This window comes from Escherichia sp. E4702, assembly GCF_963883545.1.
In the GTDB taxonomy this organism is placed as follows: domain Bacteria; phylum Pseudomonadota; class Gammaproteobacteria; order Enterobacterales; family Enterobacteriaceae; genus Escherichia.
Genome location: NZ_CAWORF010000011.1, coordinates 166,565 through 185,844 on the forward strand (window position 1 = coordinate 166,565; position 19,280 = coordinate 185,844).

The following is a 19,280-nucleotide window of genomic DNA, read 5'->3' on the forward strand; positions in this document are numbered from 1 at the left end:
TAACCACACTCCATCGGTCACCTGAGGCGGAGCTTCGCCCCTTTGAAATACCTTGCTTCTTTTCGCACAACCCTGAAAGTCTCGCGCTACATGTTCAGAGCGCTGGCGTTATTGATCTGGCTGTTGATTGCTTTTTCATCAGTGTTTTACATCGTCAACGCTTTACATCAACGAGAATCTGAGATTCGTCAGGAATTTAATCTGAGCTCCGATCAGGCTCAGCGGTTTATTCAGCGCACCTCTGATGTCATGAAAGAGCTGAAGTACATTGCTGAAAATCGCTTATCCGTGGAAAACGGCGTGCTTTCTCCGCGTGGGCGTGAAACGCAAGCGGATGTGCCGGTTTTCGAACCGCTGTTTGCTGATTCCGATTGTTCCGCAATGAGCAACACCTGGCGAGGATCCCTGGAGTCACTGGCGTGGTTTATGCGCTACTGGCGCGATAACTTCTCTGCGGCTTACGATCTCAACCGTGTGTTTTTAATCGGCAGCGATAACCTCTGTATGGCTAACTTTGGCCTGCGTGATATGCCCGTCGAACGTGACACCGCTCTGAAAGCCCTGCATGAACGCATTAACAAATATCGTAACGCGCCACAGGATGACAGTGGCAGTAACCTTTTCTGGATCAGTGAAGGGCCGCGTCCTGGGGTGGGATATTTCTACGCGCTGACGCCGGTTTATCTGGCAAACCGTTTGCAAGCGCTTTTAGGCGTAGAACAGACAATTCGGATGGAGAACTTCTTCCTGCCGGGGACGTTGCCGATGGGCGTCACCATTCTTGATGAAAATGGCCATACCCTGATTTCGCTGACCGGACCGGAAAGTAAGATTAAAGCCGAACCGCGTTGGATGCAGGAGCGATCCTGGTTTGGCTATACGCCAGGTTTCCGTGAGCTGGTGCTGAAAAAAAATCTACCGCCGTCTTCGCTAAGTATTGTCTATTCCGTGCCTGTTGATCAGGTGCTGGAACGTATTCGCATGTTGATACTTAACGCGATTTTGCTGAACGTGATTGCGGGTGCTGCATTGTTTACCCTCGCACGAATGTATGAGCGACGTATTTTTATTCCGGCGGAAAGTGACGCCCAGCGACTGGAAGAGCATGAGCAGTTTAACCGCAAGATAGTCGCCTCTGCGCCTGTGGGGATCTGCATTTTGCGAACTGTCGATGGCGTTAATATTTTGAGTAACGAACTGGCGCATACCTATCTCAACATGCTTACGCATGAGGATCGCCAACGGCTGACGCAAATTATTTGTGGCCAGCAGGTCAATTTTGTCGATGTCCTTACCAGTAACAATACCAACCTGCAAATCAGCTTTGTTCATTCGCGCTATCGTAATGAAAACGTGGCAATTTGCGTACTGGTCGATGTGTCTTCACGTGTGAAGATGGAAGAGTCGCTGCAAGAAATGGCGCAGGCAGCAGAACAGGCGAGCCAGTCAAAATCGATGTTCCTTGCAACCGTCAGCCACGAACTGCGAACGCCGCTGTATGGCATTATCGGCAACCTGGATCTATTACAAACCAAAGAGTTACCAAAAGGTGTTGACCGTCTGGTGACGGCAATGAATAACTCTTCCAGCCTGTTATTGAAGATTATTAGCGACATTCTCGATTTCTCGAAGATTGAATCGGAACAGTTGAAAATCGAACCACGCGAGTTTTCACCGCGCGAAGTCATGAACCACATCACCGCCAACTATTTGCCGCTGGTGGTACGCAAGCAACTTGGTTTGTACTGTTTTATTGAGCCAGATGTACCGATGGCGCTCAATGGCGACCCAATGCGCTTACAGCAGGTGATCTCCAACCTGTTGAGTAATGCTATTAAATTTACCGATACCGGCTGCATTGTTCTGCATGTTCGCGTTGATGGTGATTATCTTTCTATTCGCGTACGCGATACCGGGGTGGGCATTCCAGCTAAAGAAGTGGTGCGGTTATTTGATCCATTCTTCCAGGTAGGGACGGGCGTACAGCGTAACTTCCAGGGTACTGGTCTGGGGCTGGCGATTTGTGAAAAACTGATCAGCATGATGGACGGTGACATCTCGGTGGATTCTGAACCGGGAATGGGCAGCCAGTTTGCGGTGCGTATTCCACTGTATGGCGCGCAGTATCCGCAGAAAAAAGGTGTCGAAGGATTAACGGGTAAACGTTGCTGGCTGGCGGTACGCAATGCGTCGCTCTGTCAGTTCCTGGAAACCAGTTTGCAGCGTAGCGGCATAGTCGTTGCAACATACGAAGGGCAGGAACCGACTCCCGAAGATGTGTTGATCACCGATGATGTGGTGAGTAAAAAATGGCAGGGCAGGGCGGTTGTGACTTTCTGTCGTCGCCATATCGGTATTCCTCTGGAGAAAGCGCCTGGTGAATGGGTACACAGTGTGGCAGCCCCGCACGAGCTACCGGCATTGCTGGCGCGCATCTATCTGATAGAAATGGAGAGCGACGATCCTGCTAACTCTCTGCCGTCGACCGACAAAGTGGTCAGCAATAACGACGATATGATGATTCTGGTCGTAGACGATCATCCAATTAACCGTCGTCTGTTGGCCGATCAGCTTGGATCGTTGGGCTATCAGTGTAAGACGGCGAATGATGGTGTTGATGCACTTAATGTCCTTAGTAAGAATCACATTGATATAGTGCTAAGTGATGTCAACATGCCGAATATGGATGGTTACCGGTTAACGCAACGTATCCGCCAGTTGGGACTGACGTTGCCGGTAATAGGGGTAACGGCCAATGCGTTGGCTGAAGAGAAACAGCGGTGTCTGGAGTCCGGTATGGATAGCTGTCTGTCTAAGCCAGTGACGTTGGATGTCATCAAACAGACGCTGACGATGTATGCGGAGAGGGTCAGGAAAGCGCGGGAATCGTAGACCGGATAAGGCGTTTACGCTGCATCCGGTAATCGGTGCAAATGCCAGATGCGACGCTGATGCGTCTTATCTGGCCTACCTTATTGTAATCCATTGAAATAATGGGAATCGTAGGCCGGATAAGGCGTTTACGCTGCATCCGGTAATCGGTGCAAATGCCAGGTGCGACGCTGACGCGTCTTATCTGGCCTACATTATTGTAATCCATTGAAATAATGGAATTTGTAGGCCGGATAAGGCGTTTACGCCGCATCCGGCGGTCGGTGCTTATCTGGCCTGTCGGGAGATTACTCTTTATCCGCCGGACTTAACGTCACAGAAGAGAGATAATTCAACAGAGCGATATCGTTCTCGACACCCAGCTTCATCATTGCGGATTTTTTCTGGCTACTGATGGTTTTAATGCTTCGGTTCAGCTTTTTAGCAATCTCGGTAACCAGGAAGCCTTCGGCAAACAGGCGCAGAACTTCACTCTCTTTTGGTGAGAGGCGCTTGTCACCGTAACCGCCAGCACTGATTTTCTCTAACAGCCGAGAAACGCTTTCCGGAGTAAATTTCTTACCTTTCTGTAGCGCGGCGAGCGCTTTCGGCAGGTCGGTCGGCGCACCTTGTTTCAGAACGATCCCTTCGATATCCAGGTCCAGTACCGCGCTAAGAATAGCCGGGTTGTTGTTCATGGTCAGAACAATAATCGACAAACTTGGGAAGTGGCGCTTGATGTACTTGATTAAGGTTATGCCATCGCCGTATTTATCGCCTGGCATGGAGAGATCGGTAATCAAAACATGCGCATCCAGCTTCGGCAGGTTATTGATCAGTGCTGTAGAGTCCTCAAATTCGCCGACAACATTCACCCACTCGATTTGCTCAAGTGATTTGCGAATACCGAACAAGACTATCGGATGGTCATCAGCAATAATTACGTTCATATTGTTCATGTAATAGGCTACCTTGCTACAGCAAGCTCTTGACATAGCTGTCAATGTCGCTGATGTATTTTTCTATTCCTGGGACATCCTTCTCGCGAATGAGATGTTCCAGCGTTTCACATAACTGCTTGCCGGGTACCAGATTAAGCATGGCAAACACGCCTTTCAGACGATGAGCCGTTTGGGCTAACGCAGCAAAGTCACTGGTTGCTGCCTCAGTATATAGCCTCTTAACATCATCCGGTACTGTGTCTACAAAGAGCGCATAATAGCCGCTGGCATGGAGTTGTGCATTTTCATCTCCGCCCAGAGGCGATTCTGTCACCTCTTCCTGCGCTAGTTGCACTTCGATCAATTGTAAGACCGCTTCCTGCATAGCGTTGCTCATATTGAAGTTGACGCACAATTGACCAGGTCCAATTTCCCGTACGCCAGACTCATCATCGCTTAAAAGCAAGCCAGAGGCAGTAAGATTAGACGGATTATCCGTTAAAAAGATATCATAATCTTGACTAATTAATCTTTCATCCGGTGTGATGCAGGTTGCCCCCCAATTTTCTAACTGGCGAGTGACAATATTCCGAATTTCTGCGGAAGTTATGTCCATCATCACGCTAACATCATCCAGTAAACGCTCTTCTTCCTCTTCTACTTCCGGTTCCGCAGTGGGCATTTTGATATGCACGGAATAACGTGTACCAAGCTCGTCGCGCGTTTTGATGTTTAAATGACCGCCTAGCTTACGCGCCAGTTGATCGCTCAACCAGAATGCTAACGGATCCGCCTTACCGTAGCGATCGCTTTGGGTCTGGTTGATGAACGGGAAGTGCAAATTATCCATTTCATGAATGCTTATGCCATCTCCGGTGTCCAGAATGCGGAAAGTCAGACGTTCTTCGGAAGATTCGTCCTGGTCAACCTCAAGGGTAATTTTCCCCATTTGCGTTGAGGTGACAGCATATTGCACCAGTAACAGCAAAATACGGCGTAGGGCATCGCGATCGCCGCAGCGCATATCGTGTGCTTTTAGATGATTGTTAATCAATAGCTGCAAACCTTTACGCTTGATGGCTGGCAACACGGAAGGCACGACTTCATCAATTAAATCCTGCACGGAGAAAAGCTCGCTCTCGCTTTTCCAGCTATCGTCGGCAAGCATATTTGCTAACTGGATTTCATCGACCAGGCGCACCAGCACATCAGCCTGATTCGCCAGTTGTTTGCTTTCCGGTGTGTTGAGTTTGGCTGCGCTTGCCGCCAGGGAGCGTGCAGGTTCTTTTAGTGCATCGCCAATATTTTTCATAAAGGCCATCCGGCCTTGCTGATTTTTCTCGTACAGACGCTGCGCCTGCTTGAGTTTCTTGTTCACCAGTACTTCGCGATCTTGATCGCGAATAATGAAGATTTGTGTACGCGGCGCGACCTGGCTGCGGAACATACGGATCTCATACAGTTCGTTATTGATCGTCGCCTGAATGATGCCCTGATGCTGCTCCGCCATAGTGGTGATGTTTTGCAGATTCAAATGCGGCAGCAGGTGGTCGGCAATTTTGTTGCTTATTACTGTGCGATTCGATTCCTGATCGTGAACCAGCAGGCCGAGCGGCAGCAGTGACACGATCTCTTCATTGATGGCCCGCAAAACGCGCAGTTCATTGTTCACTGCCGTGCTGGGTACGCTTTCGGTGGTGCGGCCAGAGAAATGGCGGAAGGTGGTATAGCCAAACAGCGCCAGCGCCAGCAAACCGATGTTCAGCAGCAGCGGCAGGAGAATGTTTTGCAACGTATCCAGCAGCAATGTGCCATAAGGAACCTGCCAGACCAGACGCATATCCGTGGAGTTTAGCGCCGAAGAGATTTCAATCTTCGAACTATTAAAGTGGATACTGACGCTATCCGTGGCTTCTTTCTCATTATTATTGGTTCCCGCAGCTGTCGCGTCTGGCTCCAGACGGAAACTATCCAGCGGCATCCCCGGCGGGATCAAATCATTAATAGGCAGATCAAAAGCGACTACCGTCGCCAGATGCCCCGGCTGGTTAAAGGTGGTGCGCAGGGTAAAATAATGGCCGTTCTGCCAGGCCAGGCGGCGCAGGTTAGAAAAACTTTCGCGTTCATCCAGGGCGTTGGCCTGTTGCAACATCTCTGCGCGACGAGAATCAACAATGTCACTGACGGTCGACTCTTTAAATCCCGAGGTGAGATCTTTGAGCGGTAGGGTGGAGATCAAAACCAGGCTGTTATCCTGGCCGTTCAGATAGTACATCGACCAGGGGACATTCTCTGCGCCCCATAATGTGTCCAGATAAGTGGACATTCTTTGGGTCATTTCAAGCGTTGAGTTGTCGTGGGAACCAAAGATCAGGGCTTCCGTTTTGCGGCGCGGTTTTTCCAGATAATAGACATCCTGTTTCAGGCGCGTCTCCTGCAACCCTTCGCTGGAGGAGGTAGAGGCCGTCGCGGCAATGTTGTCGTAGATTTGCCAGGTCACATAACGCCATGTATCGACGCGCTTTTGTATGGCATGGGTAATATCAACGATCTGGTAGCTTTTATCTTTCAGCCAGGCGTTAACGGCGCTTTGTACCATTACACCCATCGTCACCAGTAACACGATGATCAGCAGTAAAAAGAAGCGGGTAATGCTCCCCGGTAGGAGTGAAAAGCGGGTCGTGGCCGTTGTCTCTTTCTGACGCATTCGTGTTTATGACCTGTTAAAACTTCGCAAAGTGATAGGGCAGTATAAAGGGTACAGTGTGAAATTCCAGACTCTTACCTGATTGATGTTAAGGCATTCGCCGACGATATTTCACATTTTGCGCTGCGGTAAATAAATGTACAAATGCGTTGTTAATGTACAAATAACCCACAGGCGTGAAGAAAATTATCAGGAAAATAGCGCAGATAGATTTTGTCGGTAATTGTTGTCGTTTTTTACGAAATAGTTAACGATTGTTATAATTTTGCTACGGTAGCACAGGAAAATAAAAGATGTGTAAAGAAGGGTAAAAAAAACCGGATGCGATGCATCCGGTCGAAATAGGGGTAAACAGACATTCAGAAATGAATGACGGTAATAAATAAAGTTAATGATGATAGCGAGACATATTTTAGTTGCGAGTGAAGAATTTGTTTTAACATTCAGTGCGGTCAAAGACTTAAGATTAAGTTATTGTTTTAAAGGTCGAAATAATCTTACTTGATGTTTAGTGCGTTATTTGCTCAACCATTAGAATTTGAAAAAGTTCCATCACATTTACATTTTGAAATACCTATGTGGATATTTGAAACATCTTAAAAGTTTTAGTATCATATTCGTGTTGGATTATTCTGCATTTTTGGGGAGAATGGACCTGCCGACTGATTAATGAGGGTTAATCAGTATGCAGTGGCATAAAAAAGCAAATAAAGGCATATAACAGAGGGTTAATAACATGAAAGTTAAAGTACTGTCCCTCCTGGTCCCAGCTCTGCTGGTAGCAGGCGCAGCAAATGCTGCTGAAGTTTACAACAAAGACGGCAACAAATTAGATCTGTACGGTAAAGTAGACGGCCTGCACTATTTCTCTGACGACAAGTCTGTAGATGGCGACCAGACCTACATGCGTCTTGGCTTCAAAGGTGAAACTCAGGTTACTGACCAGCTGACCGGTTACGGCCAGTGGGAATATCAGATCCAGGGCAACGCTCCGGAAAGCGAAAACAACTCCTGGACCCGTGTGGCATTTGCTGGTCTGAAATTCCAGGACATCGGTTCTTTCGACTACGGTCGTAACTACGGCGTTGTTTACGACGTAACTTCCTGGACCGACGTACTGCCAGAATTCGGTGGCGACACCTACGGTTCTGACAACTTCATGCAGCAGCGTGGTAACGGCTTCGCGACCTACCGTAACACCGATTTCTTCGGTCTGGTTGACGGTCTGAACTTTGCTGTTCAGTACCAGGGCAAAAACGGTAGCGTAAGCGGCGAAGGCATGACCAACAACGGTCGTGGCGCTCTGCGTCAGAACGGCGACGGTGTCGGCGGTTCTATCACTTATGATTACGAAGGCTTCGGTATCGGTGCTGCAGTTTCCAGCTCCAAACGTACTGATGCTCAGAACAGCGCTGCTTACATCGGTAACGGCGACCGTGCTGAAACCTACACTGGTGGTCTGAAATACGACGCTAACAACATCTACCTGGCTGCTCAGTACACTCAGACCTACAACGCAACTCGCGTAGGTTCCCTGGGTTGGGCGAACAAAGCACAGAACTTCGAAGCTGTTGCTCAGTACCAGTTCGACTTCGGTCTGCGTCCGTCTGTAGCATACCTGCAGTCTAAAGGTAAAAACCTGGGTGTCGTTGCTGGTCGTAACTACGACGACGAAGATATCCTGAAATATGTTGATGTTGGTGCTACCTACTACTTCAACAAAAACATGTCCACCTACGTTGACTACAAAATCAACCTGCTGGACGACAACCAGTTCACCCGCGCTGCTGGCATCAACACTGATGACATCGTAGCTCTGGGTCTGGTTTACCAGTTCTAATTTCGATTTATATCGACAAAGGGCCTTCGGGCCCTTTTTTCATTGTTTTCAGCGTACAAACGCGTTTTTTTGGTGTACTCTTGCGACCGTTCGCATGAGGATAATCACATATGGAAATAAACTTTACCCGCGTGACATTGCTGGCTGCCACGCTCTTCTTTGTCGGTTGCGATCAAAAACCACAACCCGCCAACTCCCACGCTACTGAAGTGACTGTTCTTGAAGGCAAAACCATGGGAACCTTCTGGCGTGCCAGCATCCCGGGCATTGATGCCAAACGTAGCGCCGAGCTTAAAGAGAAGATTCAGACCCAGCTGGACGCTGACGATCAGCTGCTTTCGACCTATAAAAAAGACTCCGCGCTGATGCGCTTTAACGACTCGCAAAGCCTGACACCGTGGCCGATAAATGAAGCGATGGCGGATATCGTCACTACTTCGCTGCGTATTGGCGCAAAGACCGATGGTGCGATGGATATTACTGTCGGGCCACTGGTGAATCTGTGGGGCTTTGGCCCGGAACAACAGCCGGTACAAATTCCGAGCCAGGAACAAATTGATGCAATGAAAGCCAAAACCGGCTTACAGCACCTGACGGTCATCAATCAGTATCATCAGCAGTACCTGCAAAAAGATCTTCCGGATTTATATGTCGATCTCTCCACCGTCGGCGAAGGCTATGCAGCCGATCATCTGGCACGCTTGATGGAGCAGGAAGGGATTTCCCGCTATCTGGTGTCGGTGGGGGGGGCGCTGAACAGCCGCGGTATGAATGGCGAAGGCCAACCGTGGCGAGTGGCGATTCAAAAACCAACCGATAAAGAAAACGCAGTTCAGGCGGTGGTGGATATCAACGGCCACGGTATCAGCACCTCCGGCAGCTATCGCAACTATTACGAACTGGACGGCAAACGCCTTTCCCATGTTATCGATCCGCAAACCGGGCGTCCCATTGAACATAATCTGGTGTCCGTGACGGTGATTGCCCCGACGGCGCTGGAAGCCGACGCCTGGGATACAGGTCTGATGGTGCTCGGGCCAGAGAAAGCCAAAGAAGTCGTTCGCCGGGAAGGGCTGGCGGTTTATATGATCACCAAAGAAGGTGATAGTTTTAAAACCTGGATGTCGCCGCAGTTTAAAAGCTTCCTTGTCAGCGAAAAAAATTAAAGCGCAAGATTGTTGGTTTTTGCGTGATGGTGACCGGGCAGACTAAAGGCTATCCTTAACCAGGGAGCTGATTATGAAAAACGCCACACGCTTAACTGACGATCAACGCTGGCAATCTGTCTTAGCCCGCGACCCGCACGCCGACGGCGAATTCGTTTTCGCCGTGCGCACCACGGGTATCTTTTGCCGCCCGTCTTGCCGAGCCAGACATGCTTTGCGGGAAAACGTTTCTTTCTATGCCAATTCCAGTGAGGCACTTGCCGCCGGATTTCGCCCCTGCAAACGCTGCCAACCTGATAAAGCCAACGCCCAGCAACATCGGTTGGATAAAATCACCCACGCGTGTCGACTACTGGAACAGGAAACGCCTGTAACGCTGGAAGCCTTGGCCGACCAGGTGGCGATGAGTCCATTCCATCTGCATCGTTTATTTAAAGCCACCACCGGAATGACGCCAAAAGCTTGGCAACAGGCCTGGCGCGCTCGTCGCTTACGCGAATCGCTGGCGAAAGGGGAGAGCGTCACCCAGGCGATTCTGAACGCTGGATTCCCCGACGGCAGCAGTTACTACCGCAAAGCCGACGAAACGCTGGGTATGACGGCTAAACAATTCCGTCACGGTGGCGAAAACCTGGCAGTGCGTTATGCGCTGGCTGATTGTGAGCTGGGGCGTTGCCTGGTGGCGGAAAGCGAGCGGGGGATTTGCGCGATTCTGCTGGGCGACGATGACGGGACGTTGTTTAGCGAACTCCGTCAGATGTTTCCTGCCGCTGACAACGCGCCAGCTGACCTGACGTTTCAGCAACATATACGTGAGGTTATCGCCAGCCTCAATAACCGCGATACGCCGCTGACGTTACCGCTGGATATTCGCGGCACCGCTTTTCAGCAACAAGTCTGGCAGGCGCTACGCACTATACCTTGTGGTGAAACGGTGAGTTACCAGCAACTGGCGAACGCAATTGGCAAACCAAAAGCCGTTCGCGCCGTAGCCAGCGCCTGCGCCGCCAATAGATTAGCTATTATTATCCCTTGTCATCGGGTAGTACGTGGTGATGGCACACTTTCCGGTTACCGCTGGGGCGTGTCGCGTAAAGCGCAACTGCTGCGCCGCGAAGCTGAAAATGAGGAGAGGTAATGTTGGATCTGTTTGCCGATGCTGAACCGTGGCACGAATCGCTGGCTTCCGGCGCGGTGATTTTGCGCCGTTTTGCTTTTAACGTAGCGGAACAACTGATGCACGATATCAGTGGCATTGCCAGCCAGTCGCCGTTTCGCCAGATGGTCACGCCTGGCGGATATACCATGTCGGTGGCGATGACCAACTGCGGGCATCTGGGCTGGACGACCAATCGGCAAGGTTATCTCTATTCGCCCATTGATCCGCAAACAAATCAACCGTGGCCTGCCATGCCGCAAAGTTTTTATGATTTATGTCGGCGCGCGGCCACGGCAGCGGGCTATCCAGATTTCCAGCCTGACGCTTGCCTTATCAACCGCTACGCCCCGGGCGCGAAACTGTCGCTACATCAGGATAAAGACGAACCGGATCTGCGCGCGCCAATTGTTTCTGTTTCTCTGGGCTTACCCGCGATTTTTCAATTTGGCGGCCTGAAACGAAATGATCCGCTCAAACGTTTGTTGCTGGAACATGGCGATGTGGTGGTGTGGGGCGGTGAATCACGGCTGTTTTATCACGGTATTCAACCACTAAAAGCTGGGTTTCATCCACTCACCGCCGACTGCCGCTACAACCTGACCTTCCGTCAGGCAGGTAAAAAAGAATAAAAATAAGAATTATTATTGCTGTGCGCGCGGAGATGTTTAAACTGCGGGCTGTAATTCATTGTCCGGGTTTTCTCCATGGAACTTCTTGTACTTGTCTGGCGGCAGTATCGCTGGCCATTTATCAGTGTGATGGCGCTAAGCCTCGCCAGTGCGGCATTAGGCATTGGCTTAATTGCTTTTATCAATCAGCGCCTTATCGAAACGGCGGATACCAGTCTGCTGGTGTTGCCGGAGTTTCTGGGTTTATTGCTGCTGTTAATGGCGGTAACACTGGGATCGCAACTGGCACTTACTACGCTGGGCCATCACTTCGTTTACCGACTGCGTAGCGAATTTATCAAGCGGATACTGGATACCCACGTCGAGCGTATCGAACAACTTGGTAGCGCCTCGTTGCTGGCGGGGTTAACCAGCGATGTGCGCAATATCACCATTGCTTTTGTGCGTCTGCCGGAACTGGTGCAGGGGATCATTCTCACTATCGGTTCAGCGGCGTATCTCTGGATGTTGTCGGGCAAAATGTTGCTGGTAACGGCTATCTGGATGGCAGTCACCATCTGGGGCGGTTTTGTACTGGTGGCGCGGGTGTACAAACATATGGCGACCCTGCGTGAAACCGAAGACAAGCTGTACACGGATTTTCAAACCGTGCTGGAAGGGCGCAAAGAGCTGACGCTGAATCGCGAGCGCGCCGAGTATGTGTTTAACAACCTCTACATCCCTGATGCGCAAGAGTATCGTCATCATATTATCCGCGCAGACACCTTCCATCTTAGTGCCGTGAACTGGTCAAACATCATGATGCTAGGCGCAATCGGCCTGGTGTTCTGGATGGCAAACAGCCTCGGTTGGGCTGATACCAATGTTGCCGCGACCTATTCGTTGACGCTGTTATTCCTGCGTACGCCACTGCTTTCGGCAGTTGGCGCATTGCCGACGCTGCTGACGGCGCAGGTGGCGTTTAACAAGCTGAACAAATTCGCGCTCGCACCTTTCAAAGCGGAGTTTCCGCGTCCGCAGGCGTTTCCCAACTGGCAAACGCTTGAGCTGCGTAATGTTACGTTTAGCTATCAGGATAACGCGTTTTCCGTTGGGCCGATTAACCTCACCATTAAACGTGGCGAACTGCTGTTTCTGATTGGTGGCAATGGTAGCGGCAAATCGACGCTGGCGATGTTGCTGACGGGGTTGTATCAGCCACAAAGCGGCGAAATCTTGCTGGATGGCAAACCTGTCAGCGGTGAAAAACCGGAAGATTATCGCAAACTGTTTTCGGCAGTGTTTACCGATGTCTGGCTGTTTGATCAACTGCTGGGGCCGGAAGGTAAACCTGCTAACCCGCAACTGGTTGAGAAGTGGCTGGCGCAGCTGAAAATGGGTCATAAGCTTGAGTTAAGTAACGGGCGTATTGTTAACCTGAAGTTATCGAAAGGGCAGAAAAAGCGCGTGGCGCTGTTGCTGGCTCTGGCAGAAGAACGCGATATTATTCTGCTGGATGAATGGGCGGCGGATCAGGATCCACATTTCCGCCGTGAGTTTTATCAGGTGCTGCTGCCGCTGATGCAGGAGATGGGGAAAACTATTTTCGCCATCAGTCATGATGACCATTACTTTATCCACGCCGACCGCCTGCTGGAAATGCGCAACGGGCAACTTAGCGAGCTGACGGGCGCAGAGCGTGACGCTGCTTCTCGTGATGCCGTTGCCCGGACGGCATAATGTTTTGACTCTTACCTGGCGGACTGCTGCCGTCAGGTAAAAAATCCCTTCGTTTCTAATAACCCTATAATTAATCAACGAAATTATAATGTTTATAAAATTAGAAGATAATTTATAAACATTATTTAAATGTTGTTGCTTAAGTGTTACCGTTGATGCCGCGCAAATCTCACCTGCAATAAAGCGACTAAAAGTAAGGCATTAACAAGATGAAAAAAGTGACTGCCATGCTCTTCTCGATGGCCGTGGGGCTTAATGCCGTTTCGATGGCGGCAAAAGCGAAAGCGTCCGAGGAGCAGGAAACTGATGTACTGTTGATTGGCGGCGGCATTATGAGCGCCACGTTGGGGACCTATTTACGGGAGCTGGAACCGGAATGGTCGATGACCATGGTGGAGCGCCTGGACGGTGTTGCGCAGGAGAGTTCGAACGGCTGGAACAACGCCGGAACCGGGCATTCTGCGTTGATGGAACTGAACTACACCCCGCAAAACGCCGATGGTAGCATCAGTATCGAAAAAGCAGTCGCCATTAACGAAGCATTCCAGATTTCCCGCCAGTTCTGGGCGCACCAGGTCGAGCGCGGCGTGCTGCGTACCCCGCGTTCATTTATCAATACCGTTCCGCACATGAGCTTTGTCTGGGGCGAAGATAACGTCAATTTCCTGCGCGCCCGTTACGCGGCCTTGCAACAAAGTTCGTTGTTCCGCGGTATGCGTTACTCCGAAGATCACGCGCAAATCAAAGAGTGGGCGCCACTCGTGATGGAAGGACGCGATCCGCAGCAGAAAGTGGCAGCGACACGTACAGAAATCGGCACCGATGTAAACTATGGTGAAATCACTCGCCAGTTAATTGCTTCCTTGCAGAAGAAATCTAACTTTTCGCTGCAACTCAGTAGCGAAGTCCGCGGCCTCAAACGTAATGACGACAACACCTGGACCGTCACCATTGCCGATCTGAAAAATGGCACTGTACAGAACATCCGCGCGAAATTTGTTTTTATCGGCGCGGGCGGTGCGGCGCTGAAGCTTTTGCAAGAATCCGGTATCCCGGAAGCGAAAGAGTACGCTGGTTTCCCGGTGGGCGGACAGTTCCTTGTCTCGGAAAACCCTGACGTGGTTAACCATCATCTGGCGAAGGTCTACGGTAAAGCATCTGTCGGTGCGCCGCCGATGTCGGTTCCGCATATTGACACCCGTGTTCTGGACGGTAAACGCGTGGTGCTTTTCGGGCCATTTGCTACTTTCTCAACCAAATTCCTCAAAAACGGTTCGCTGTGGGATCTGATGAGTTCCACCACAACGTCAAACGTGATGCCGATGATGCACGTCGGGCTGGATAATTTCGATCTGGTGAAATATCTGGTGAGTCAGGTGATGTTGAGTGAAGAGGATCGTTTTGAAGCGTTGAAAGAGTACTATCCGCAGGCGAAAAAAGAGGACTGGCGTTTGTGGCAAGCGGGGCAGCGTGTGCAGATTATCAAGCGTGATGCCGAGAAAGGTGGCGTACTGCGTCTGGGTACTGAAGTGGTCAGTGACCAGCAAGGGACCATTGCCGCGCTGCTGGGGGCATCGCCAGGGGCGTCAACCGCTGCGCCGATTATGTTGAATCTGCTGGAAAAAGTATTTGGCGATCGCGTTTCCAGCCCGCAATGGCAGGCGACGCTGAAAGCGATCGTTCCGTCTTATGGACGTAAGCTGAATGGTGATGTGGCAGCAACGGAACGTGAGTTGCAGTACACCAGCGAAGTGCTGGGGCTGAAATACGACAAGCCGCAGGCGGCAGACAGTACGCCGAAACCGCAGTTGAAACCGCAACCCGTTCAAAAAGAAGTCGCGGATATTGCATTGTAATGATGTACCACATCCGGCATGGTATGCCGGATGTGGCGTAGGCCTGATAAGACGCGTCAGCGTCGCATCAGGCACCGGCTTGGGCGTTAGATGTCGGATGCGGCGTGACCGCCTTATCCGACCTACGAGGTGCTGCACTTCACAACGGCGTAGCGGCGTAGGCCTGATAAGACGCATCAGCGTCGCATCAGGCAACCGGCTCGGGCGTTGCATGTCGGATGCGGTGTAACCGCCTTATCCGACCGATGGGCGGTACGCTGTGTTTAGCGAACTACCGCGTTGTCAATCTTCTCTTCCGCCTTCCAGATGCGGTACTTCACATCTACATTGTCTGGCGTATACACCACGATCGGCAGCTTGCTGTTGTAACGCAGCATTCCGGCATCGCCAGATACGCGGTGACAAATTTCTTCTCTTTTTTGCCATCCGGGCAGGCCATCATCGTGGAAACCGGGGAGCTAACTTTATCAAAGACATAATAATCATAGCCCCAGCCTTCCAGCGTTTTGCTTTCCAGTTTCCCGCCGAGACGATGCAGATTGCAGTCAACTTCCAGCGTCTGACCGATTAACAGTTCTACTTTCAGGGTAGATTCATCTTCTTGCGGGGTTAACTGAATCACCTGACGCTTCATCCCTTTTTCAGCTTGCGGATAAGGGGCGATTTTTTCCAGTGGCTGGACGCTTTCTGCCGCCCAGGCTGAAGTTGTGGCGAAAGCGGCAAACAATACTGCAGGTAGAATAGTCTTCATTTTTGCTTTCCTTCTTCATTTATAGGTTTTCACCGATGATGTCGCTGAAGGTTAACATATTCATCAGATTTATTAATTTGCTTTATGAATAATGCATAGAATATTCAGACAACTTTACCTTCTCTTTTGGAGTTATATGCTGATGGATGGCGAAGCCTGGATAAATATCTTTGGTGAATTTATCGCTATGTAAAATTGTTTATAACCGTTTGAAATGTGAATAAAAGCCCATTTTTGCCAGCCTTCCCACCACTCTTTTGATCCTGCTACAGGTTTTACCCCGATCGGGGTATGCATCTTTGACACATCCTTTAATATCTTAGCGCCTATAAAAATGGCTTATTAATTAAGCGGTTTCTTTGGTCGCTCTCAATTTTCAGAGCGCGTTAATGATGGAAGGTCAATGTGAAGATTGATGCATCCCGTCGGGGCATACTCACTGGTCGCTGGCGCAAAGCCAGTAACGGTATCCGTCCGCCCTGGTCCGGTGATGAATCTCATTTTCTGACCCATTGCACCCGCTGCGATGCCTGTATTAATGCTTGTGAAAACAACATTCTGCAACGCGGTGCGGGTGGCTATCCGAGCGTTAATTTCAAAAATAACGAGTGCAGCTTCTGTTACGCCTGCGCGCAGGCTTGCCCCGAATCGCTATTTTCTCCGCGCCACACCAGGGCCTGGGATTTGCAGTTCACCATTGGGGACGCGTGCCTGGCGTATCAGTCAGTTGAATGCCGCCGCTGTCAGGATAGCTGTGAGCCAATGGCAATTATCTTTCGCCCGACGCTCTCCGGGATCTACCAGCCGCAACTTAATAGCCAACTTTGCAACGGATGTGGAGCATGTGCAGCCAGTTGTCCGGTATCAGCCATAACTGCGGAGTATCTCCATGCACACTAACTGGCAAGTTTGCAGCCTGGTCGTGCAGGCCAAAAGCGAACGAATTTCAGACATCAGCACCCAACTGAACGCCTTTCCCGGCTGTGAAGTTGCTGTCAGCGACGCGCCGAGCGGTCAGTTGATTGTGGTGGTGGAAGCAGAAGACAGCGAAACGCTGATCCAAACCATTGAGTCAGTACGCAACGTAGAGGGCGTGCTGGCGGTGTCGCTGGTTTATCACCAGCAGGAAGAGCAAGGTGAGGAAACACCATGAAACTCAGTCGTCGTAGCTTTATGAAAGCTAACGCCGTTGCGGCCGCTGCGGCGGCTGCCGGTCTCAGCGTGCCGGGCGTTGCCCGCGCCGTTGTTGGTCAGCAGGAAGCCATTAAATGGGATAAAGCGCCGTGCCGTTTCTGCGGTACCGGTTGCGGCGTTCTGGTCGGAACGCAGCAGGGGCGTGTGGTGGCCTGTCAGGGCGACCCGGATGCACCGGTTAACCGTGGTCTGAACTGCATTAAGGGCTATTTCCTGCCCAAAATCATGTACGGTAAAGACCGTTTGACGCAGCCGCTTCTGCGTATGAAAAACGGTAAATATGACAAAGAAGGCGAATTCACCCCAATCACCTGGGATCAGGCCTTCGATGTGATGGAAGAGAAATTCAAAACCGCCCTGAAAGAAAAAGGGCCGGAATCGATCGGTATGTTCGGTTCTGGTCAGTGGACTATCTGGGAAGGTTATGCTGCGTCCAAGCTGTTTAAAGTGGGCTTCCGCTCGAACAACATCGACCCGAACGCGCGTCACTGTATGGCGTCGGCGGTGGTTGGCTTTATGCGTACCTTTGGTATGGATGAGCCGATGGGCTGCTATGACGATATCGAACAGGCTGACGCGTTTGTGCTGTGGGGCGCGAACATGGCGGAGATGCACCCGATTCTTTGGTCGCGCATCACTAACCGTCGTCTCTCTAACCAGAACGTCACCGTGGCGGTGCTTTCTACCTACCAGCATCGTAGCTTCGAGCTGGCGGATAACGGCATCATCTTTACGCCGCAATCTGACCTGGTGATCCTGAACTACATCGCCAACTATATCATTCAAAACAATGCGATAAATCAGGACTTCTTCAGCAAGCACGTTAACCTGCGCAAAGGGGCGACGGACATCGGCTACGGTTTACGTCCGACCCATCCGCTGGAAAAAGCAGCGAAGAATCCGGGTTCTGACGCCTCCGAACCGATGAGCTTCGAAGATTACAAAGCCTTCGTTGCTGAGTATACGCTGGAAAAAACCGCTGAAATGACCGGCGTGCCGAAAGACCAGTTAGAACAACTGGCGCAGCTGTATGCCGATCCGAACAAGAAAGTCATCTCCTACTGGACGATGGGCTTCAACCAGCATACTCGTGGCGTGTGGGCCAACAACCTGGTCTACAACCTGCACCTGCTGACCGGCAAAATTTCCCAGCCGGGTTGCGGTCCGTTCTCTCTGACCGGGCAGCCTTCCGCGTGTGGTACTGCGCGTGAAGTGGGCACCTTTGCTCACCGTCTGCCTGCGGACATGGTGGTGACTAACGAGAAACACCGTGATATCTGCGAGAAGAAGTGGAATATCCCGAGCGGCACCATTCCGGCGAAAATCGGTCTGCACGCGGTAGCACAGGACCGTGCGCTGAAAGACGGCAAGCTGAATGTTTACTGGACCATGTGTACCAACAACATGCAGGCCGGGCCGAATATTAATGAAGAGCGTATGCCGGGCTGGCGCGATCCGCGCAACTTCATCATCGTCTCCGATCCGTATCCGACAGTCAGTGCGCTGGCCGCCGACTTGATCCTGCCGACCGCAATGTGGGTAGAGAAAGAGGGCGCTTACGGTAACGCCGAACGCCGTACTCAGTTCTGGCGTCAGCAGGTGCAGGCACCAGGCGAAGCGAAATCGGATCTCTGGCAGTTAGTCCAGTTCTCCCGCCGCTTCAAAACTGAAGAAGTATGGCCGGAAGAGCTGCTGGCGAAGAAACCGGAACTGCGTGGCAAAACGCTGTACGAAGTTCTGTATGCCACCCCCGAAGTGAGCAAATTCCCGGTATCCGAACTGGCGGAAGAGCAGCTGAACGATGAATCCCGCGAGCTGGGCTTCTATCTGCAAAAAGGACTGTTCGAAGAGTACGCATGGTTTGGTCGCGGTCACGGTCACGATCTGGCACCGTTCGATGACTACCACAAAGCGCGCGGTCTGCGCTGGCCGGTGGTGAACGGTAAAGAAACGCAGTGGCGTTACAGCGAAGGTAACGACCCGTACGTGAAAGCGGGCGAAGGCTATAAGTTCTACGGTAAACCGGATGGCAAAGCGGTGATTTTCGCGCTGCCTTTCGAACCGGCGGCGGAAGCACCGGATGAAGAGTACGACCTGTGGCTCTCTACCGGACGCGTTCTGGAGCACTGGCACACCGGCAGTATGACTCGCCGTGTACCGGAACTGCACCGCGCCTTCCCGGAAGCGGTCCTGTTTATTCACCCGCTGGATGCGAAAGCGCGCGATCTGCGTCGTGGCGACAAAGTGAAAGTGGTTTCTCGCCGTGGCGAAGTGATCTCGATTGTCGAAACGCGCGGTCGTAACCGTCCGCCGCAGGGCCTGGTGTACATGCCGTTCTTCGACGCCGCACAGCTGGTTAACAAACTGACGCTGGACGCGACCGATCCGCTCTCGAAAGAGACGGACTTCAAGAAGTGCGCGGTCAAACTGGAGAAGGTGTAAACCAT

At 51.3% G+C, this 19,280-nt stretch carries 12 protein-coding genes and 1 pseudogene; 10 read left to right on the forward strand and 3 right to left on the reverse strand.

The genetic code is table 11. The annotated features are described in order from the left end of the window. Window positions 1-42 precede the first annotated feature (42 nt). The gene (gene rcsC, locus AACU94_RS05200; protein WP_130221906.1) at window positions 43-2,892 is read left to right on the forward strand and encodes a two-component system sensor histidine kinase RcsC; all 2,850 of its coding nucleotides are present in this window, start codon (window positions 43-45) and stop codon (window positions 2,890-2,892) included. A 287-nt stretch (window positions 2,893-3,179) separates the two neighbouring features. Here the strand turns inward: rcsC and rcsB are convergent, their stop codons facing one another. Both rcsB and rcsD read right to left on the reverse strand, forming a co-directional pair. Continuing rightward, window positions 3,180-3,830: a response regulator transcription factor RcsB gene (rcsB, locus tag AACU94_RS05205; RefSeq protein ID WP_042290573.1), complete on the reverse strand. Its 651-nt coding sequence runs from the start codon at window positions 3,828-3,830 to the stop codon at window positions 3,180-3,182. 16 nt (window positions 3,831-3,846) lie between these two features. Next, complete coding sequence (gene rcsD / locus AACU94_RS05210; protein ID WP_135489052.1) at window positions 3,847-6,519, reverse strand: phosphotransferase RcsD; 2,673 nt, start codon at window positions 6,517-6,519, stop codon at window positions 3,847-3,849. A gap of 736 nt (window positions 6,520-7,255) precedes the next feature. Here rcsD and ompC point away from each other — a divergent pair. The 6 genes from ompC (at window position 7,256) to mqo (ending at window position 14,888) form a co-directional block, all read left to right on the forward strand. Further along, window positions 7,256-8,359: a porin OmpC gene (ompC, locus tag AACU94_RS05215; protein ID WP_135489053.1), complete on the forward strand. Its 1,104-nt coding sequence runs from the start codon at window positions 7,256-7,258 to the stop codon at window positions 8,357-8,359. A 110-nt stretch (window positions 8,360-8,469) separates the two neighbouring features. Beyond that, the gene (gene apbE / locus AACU94_RS05220) at window positions 8,470-9,525 is read left to right on the forward strand and encodes an FAD:protein FMN transferase ApbE (protein WP_135489054.1); all 1,056 of its coding nucleotides are present in this window, start codon (window positions 8,470-8,472) and stop codon (window positions 9,523-9,525) included. Window positions 9,526-9,598: 73 nt separating this feature from the next. After that, window positions 9,599-10,663, forward strand: a complete 1,065-nt coding sequence (gene ada / locus AACU94_RS05225) for a bifunctional DNA-binding transcriptional regulator/O6-methylguanine-DNA methyltransferase Ada (protein WP_135489055.1) — start codon at window positions 9,599-9,601, stop codon at window positions 10,661-10,663. Next, on the forward strand, window positions 10,663-11,313 hold the full coding sequence (gene alkB / locus AACU94_RS05230; protein WP_130207140.1) for a DNA oxidative demethylase AlkB: 651 nt from the start codon (window positions 10,663-10,665) through the stop codon (window positions 11,311-11,313). Before ada ends, alkB begins: the two co-directional genes overlap by 1 nt. Before the next feature lie 75 nt (window positions 11,314-11,388). Next, window positions 11,389-13,032: a microcin J25 efflux ABC transporter YojI gene (gene yojI / locus AACU94_RS05235; protein ID WP_130217070.1), complete on the forward strand. Its 1,644-nt coding sequence runs from the start codon at window positions 11,389-11,391 to the stop codon at window positions 13,030-13,032. 209 nt (window positions 13,033-13,241) lie between these two features. Further along, entirely contained in the window at window positions 13,242-14,888 is a 1,647-nt protein-coding gene (mqo, locus tag AACU94_RS05240; protein ID WP_135489056.1) for a malate dehydrogenase (quinone), read from the forward strand. A 263-nt stretch (window positions 14,889-15,151) separates the two neighbouring features. Here the strand turns inward: mqo and eco are convergent. After that, window positions 15,152-15,639: pseudogene (eco, locus tag AACU94_RS05245) on the reverse strand (serine protease inhibitor ecotin). Window positions 15,640-16,044: 405 nt separating this feature from the next. On the opposite strand from eco, the gene napF reads away from it, so the two are divergent. From napF to napA, 3 genes are read left to right on the forward strand one after another with little or no spacing between them, the layout of a single operon-like run. After that, on the forward strand, window positions 16,045-16,539 hold the full coding sequence (gene napF, locus AACU94_RS05255; RefSeq protein ID WP_000686723.1) for a ferredoxin-type protein NapF: 495 nt from the start codon (window positions 16,045-16,047) through the stop codon (window positions 16,537-16,539). Beyond that, a complete protein-coding gene (napD, locus tag AACU94_RS05260; protein ID WP_000557378.1) occupies window positions 16,529-16,792 on the forward strand; it encodes a chaperone NapD in 264 nt (87 codons plus the stop codon). Before napF ends, napD begins: the two co-directional genes overlap by 11 nt. Beyond that, on the forward strand, window positions 16,789-19,275 hold the full coding sequence (gene napA, locus AACU94_RS05265; RefSeq protein WP_135489057.1) for a periplasmic nitrate reductase subunit alpha: 2,487 nt from the start codon (window positions 16,789-16,791) through the stop codon (window positions 19,273-19,275). Before napD ends, napA begins: the two co-directional genes overlap by 4 nt. Window positions 19,276-19,280 lie beyond the last annotated feature (5 nt).